This is a genomic window from Streptomyces inhibens (assembly GCF_003389455.1).
Classification (GTDB): Bacteria; Actinomycetota; Actinomycetes; order Streptomycetales; family Streptomycetaceae; genus Streptomyces; species Streptomyces inhibens.
In genome coordinates, this window is record NZ_QUAC01000090.1 from 1 (window position 1) to 4,284 (window position 4,284).

The 4,284-nt window shown below is 74.9% G+C and carries 2 protein-coding genes and 1 pseudogene; 2 read left to right on the forward strand and 1 reads right to left on the reverse strand.

Translation table 11 applies throughout. The annotated features are described in order from the left end of the window. Positions 1–102 precede the first annotated feature (102 nt). On the forward strand, positions 103–3,351 hold the full coding sequence (locus DY245_RS12400; RefSeq protein WP_128506650.1) for an ATP-binding protein: 3,249 nt from the start codon (positions 103–105) through the stop codon (positions 3,349–3,351). Here the strand turns inward: DY245_RS12400 and DY245_RS46180 are convergent. Then, positions 3,338–3,733: an NPCBM/NEW2 domain-containing protein gene (locus tag DY245_RS46180; protein WP_244943000.1), complete on the reverse strand. Its 396-nt coding sequence runs from the start codon at positions 3,731–3,733 to the stop codon at positions 3,338–3,340. The genes DY245_RS12400 and DY245_RS46180 overlap by 14 nt on opposite strands. A gap of 19 nt (positions 3,734–3,752) precedes the next feature. On the opposite strand from DY245_RS46180, the pseudogene DY245_RS46185 reads away from it, so the two are divergent. Beyond that, positions 3,753–4,284: pseudogene (locus tag DY245_RS46185) on the forward strand (hypothetical protein); the annotation flags it as partial.

Consider the following 4,284-nt stretch of genomic DNA (forward strand, 5'->3'; position numbering starts at 1 on the left):
CCACCCCCACCCTCGCCCCCTCCCGTCCCGGATCCGGCCGCCGTTCCGCGACCAGGCTGTGGATAACCGGCAGGCGGAGCCATGGGACTGGACAATGGCCGGGTGAAGTATCGGATTCTGGGTTCGACGGAGGTCCTGGACGACGGGGGAGCGCCGGTGCCCCTGGGCGGGGCGCGGGTGCGGGCGTTGGTGGTGGCGCTGGCGCTGAGGGGCGGGCGGCCGGTGGCGGTCGAGACGCTGATCGATGAGGTGTGGGCGGTGGACGGGCCGCCGCTGGATGCGCCGGGTGCGTTGCAGGCGTTGGTGGGGCGGCTGCGGCGGGTGCTGGGCAAGGGGGCCGTGGAGTCGCTGCCGGGCGCGTATCGGCTGGTCGGCGAGGTGGACGAGGTGGATCTGCATCGGTTCGAGCGACTGGTCGCCATGGGCACACGGCAGTTGCAGGAGGGCGACGCGGCGGCCGCGGCCGAGACCTTGCGGGCGGGGCTCGCCCTGTGGCGGGGGCCCGCGCTGGCGGATCTGCCCGAGGGGGCGGATGCGGCCCGTGGCCCGGAGGCGCTGCGGTTGGCGGCGCTGCACCGGCGGATCGATGCGGACCTGGTGCTGGGCCGCGCCGAGGAGCTGCTGCCCGAGTTGCGGCAGCTGACCGCGGACCATCCTCTGGACGAGCCGTTCCGGGGCCAGCTGATACGGGCGCTGCGGAGCGCGGGGCGGGGCGCCGATGCCCTGGCCGCGTACGAGGAGACCCGACAGCTGCTCGCGGAGCGCCTGGGGGTGGACCCGGGGCCCGAACTGCGTTCCCTGCACGCCCAGTTGCTGGCACAGAGCGCGGGACCGGGGGAGGCGAAGACCTCCGATGCGGGACCTCGGCGCGGCAACCTCCGCACCCGCCTCAACTCCTTCGTCGGCCGGGAGGATGAACTCTCCTCGCTGCAAAGCGAAGTGATGAAGCGTCAGGTACGGCTGATCACCCTGACCGGACCCGGCGGTTCCGGCAAGACCCGGCTGTCCGAGGAGCTGGCCGGGTCCCTGTCGGGGGAGCATCCCGACGGGGTCTGGATCGCCGAGCTCGCGCCGTTGGACGCGCCCGAGGCGGTGCCGGGGGCCGTGCTGTCCGCGCTCGGCCGGCGCGACACCGCTGTCTTCTCGCCGGCCATGGAGGCGCGTACGGCCGTCGAGCACACCGACCCGGTGGCCCGGATCGTCGACCACTGCGCACCGCGCAGACTGCTGCTCGTCCTCGACAACTGTGAGCATGTGGTGGGCGCCGCCGCCGAGCTGGCCGATCTGCTGCTGCGGCACTGCCCGGGGCTGACCGTGGTGGCCACGAGCCGGGAGCCGCTGGGCGTTCCCGGCGAGGTCGTACGGCCGCTGGAGCCGCTGCCGCCGGCGCCCGCGCATCAGCTCTTCGCCGAGCGTGCGGTGGCGGTGCGGCCGGATTTCCGGGCCGCGGAGGACCCGGCGGCGGTGGACGAGATCTGCCGCCGGCTGGACGGACTGCCGCTCGCCATCGAGCTGGCCGCGGCCCGGCTGCGGCTGCTCTCCCCACGCCAGATAGCCGGCCGGCTCGACGACCGTTTCCGGCTGCTGACCAGCGGCAGCCGGACCGCGCTGCCCCGCCAGCAGACGCTGCGCGCGGTCGTCGACTGGTCCTGGGACCTGCTCGACGAGCCCGAACGCGCGCTGCTGCGCCGGCTGTCGGTGTTCGCCGGCGGCTGCACCCTCGCGGCGGCCGAGGCGGTGTGCGGCGAGGAGGGCGAGGAGGTGCTCGACCGGCTCGGGGCGCTGCTGGACAAGTCGCTGCTGGTCGTCGACCACCGGGGCGCCGAGCCCCGCTACCGGATGCTGGAGACCATCCATGCCTACGCCCGGGAGCGGGCCGCCGGCCACCCCGAGGAGCATGCGCGCACCCTCGCCCGGCACACCCGCCACTTCCTGGGCTTCGTGACGGACGCCGAGCCGCGCATCCGGTCCGCGGAGCAGCTGCCCTGGCTGACGCGTATCGAGGCCGAGCTGGACAACGTACGGGCGGTGCTGCACCGCGCGCTCACCGACCGGGACGCGGACACCGCACATCGGGTCGTCCTGGCCATGGGCTGGTTCTGGTGGCTGCGCAACTACCGCGAGGAGGGCGCGTCCTGGGTGGAGCGGGTCGCGGCCCTCGGCCCCGCCCCCGAAGACCTCGACGACACCGATCCGGAGTTGTGGCCGCAGATGGATCTGCGGCTGCTGCTCTTCTTCCTGCTCCAGGACCAGCAGCTCGACCGCGATTACGACAACCCGGAGAACCGCGCCCTGGTCGCCCGGCTCCTGACGGCCTACCGCCGCCGGCATCCGCGCAGCGCCCGCTTCCCGGGCCTGCTGTGGCCGTTCACCGCGTTCTTCCTCGGCGGCCACGACCGGATCCTGCCGCTGATGGACGACGCCGTCGCCACCACCCGTGAGCTGGGCGGTGCCTGGGAGCTGGGCGTCTCGCTGACGTTCCGTACGCATATCGCGATCGATCTGCCCGGCGGCCTGGAGTCGGCCGAGGCGGACGAGCGGGAGCTGATCGCGCTGGCCCGCAGCGTCGGCGACCGCTGGATGCTCGCCCAGGTCGCGGCCGCCACGGCGGAGCTGCGGCAGATCCGCGGCCGCTACGACGAGGCGCGTACGGCCTACGAGGAGGCGCTCGCGCTGACCTGCGAGCTGGGCGCGTACACCGAGGGGCCGTTCATCCTGTCCCGGCTGGCCGAACTCCACTTCGCCGGCGGTGATGTGGACGGCACGGAGAAGGAGCTGGTGCGGGCGGACGAGCAGGCCGCCGAGTGGGGGGTGCAGGACCCGCGGGCGTTCAACCACTGGCTGCGCGCCCGGATCGCGCTCCGCCGCGGGCTGCCGGAGGAGGCGCACGAGGCATGCGAGGCGGCGCGCGCGGCCGCCGCACTGGGCACCCCGCCGCCCCACTTCACGGTCGTCCTGGACGCCCTGGCGGGCCGGATCGCGACGGAGTCAGGCGATCTCACCGGCGCGCTCGGCCAGTGCCGGCAGGCGCTCAGCTCGGGGCTGACGCTCTACTGCACCCAGCCCGTACTGGCGGCCGTCGCCGAGTGCGCGGTCCCGGCGCTGCGCCGCGCCGGCCGCCCGCGCGATGCGGCCCGGCTGCTGGGCGCCGCGGATGCCTGGCGCGGCGAACTGCCCAGGACCGTCCCCGACGAGGAGGACGCCCGGCGCATGGCGGACGAGCTGCGCGCCGAGCTGGACGGCGCATACGACGGCGGATACGCGGCGCTGCACGCCGAGGGCGCACGACTCGCACCCGCCGAGGTCGTCGCACTGCTGGAGCCGCGCATCGACGCCGTCAACGACAGCTGATCTGCGACTGCGCCCAGTCCCCCAGCGCCAAAACGTCGACGGGCGTCACCGGATCGACCACCAGCCGCAGCGTCCTACGGCCCGCCAACGGGACATGCACCGGCACCGCCGGCTCCCCGCCGTGCACCACCGCCGACCGCCACAGCCGCACCCCGTCCGCATAGACGGAGAAGCGCAGCGCCCCCAGCCCGAGGCCGAGATCGTCGACGCCCACGACGGCGTCATACGCGGTGCACTGACGATGGAGATCGATGATCACCGAGGACGGCGCATGGACGCTCACCCCGTGCGCATACGTCGTGCCGTCGATCCTGGGTGACTGCCGCTGCCACATCCAGCCGCTCCCGATCGTCCGCACCTCCGGCTTCGTGCCGTCCCCCATGAAGTCGAGGTCGAGCGCATTGAGCCGGTACGGGGTCGGCGCGGGCAGCGGCGGCTTCGGGCTGGGCTTCGGCGGCGTGGGCTCGGGGGTCGGTGTCGAGGTCGGCGTCGGCCGGGGCGTCGGCTCCGTCGGTCTCGGAGGTTTCGGCGTCGGTGTGGGTGTCGGTGTCGGCGTCGCTTTCGGCGTCGGCGTGGGGCTCGGCTCGCGCGTCGGTGTCGTAGCCGGCGACGGGGCCGGCGCGGCACCGACCGCCGGCGGAAGCGGTTTCTGCGGCGGCCGGGGCGATGGCGTGTGCGGCGCGGCCGGGGCCGGCCGAGGGTGCCCGGCCTGCGGTTCCGGTGCCGGCTTCGGGCTGCCGGTGAGCGCCAGCACGAGCGCAGCGCCCGCCACCACCGTCGCCCCGACCCCGACCCCGATACCGACCTTCACCGCCGTGCCGAGGCCCTTACCGACGGCGGCGCCGACACCGTTCGCCGCACCGGAGCCGCCACCCGCGGCCGCACCGGAGCCGCTGCCCGCGGCTGCACCGGCCCCGGCCGCCGCACCCGCGC

What these genes read in the sequence shown, in the direction of transcription:
- DY245_RS46180 (WP_244943000.1), bottom strand. Translation starts at nt 3,733, where the DNA reads ATGGGGGACGGCACGAAGCCGGAGGTGCGGACGATCGGGAGCGGCTGG.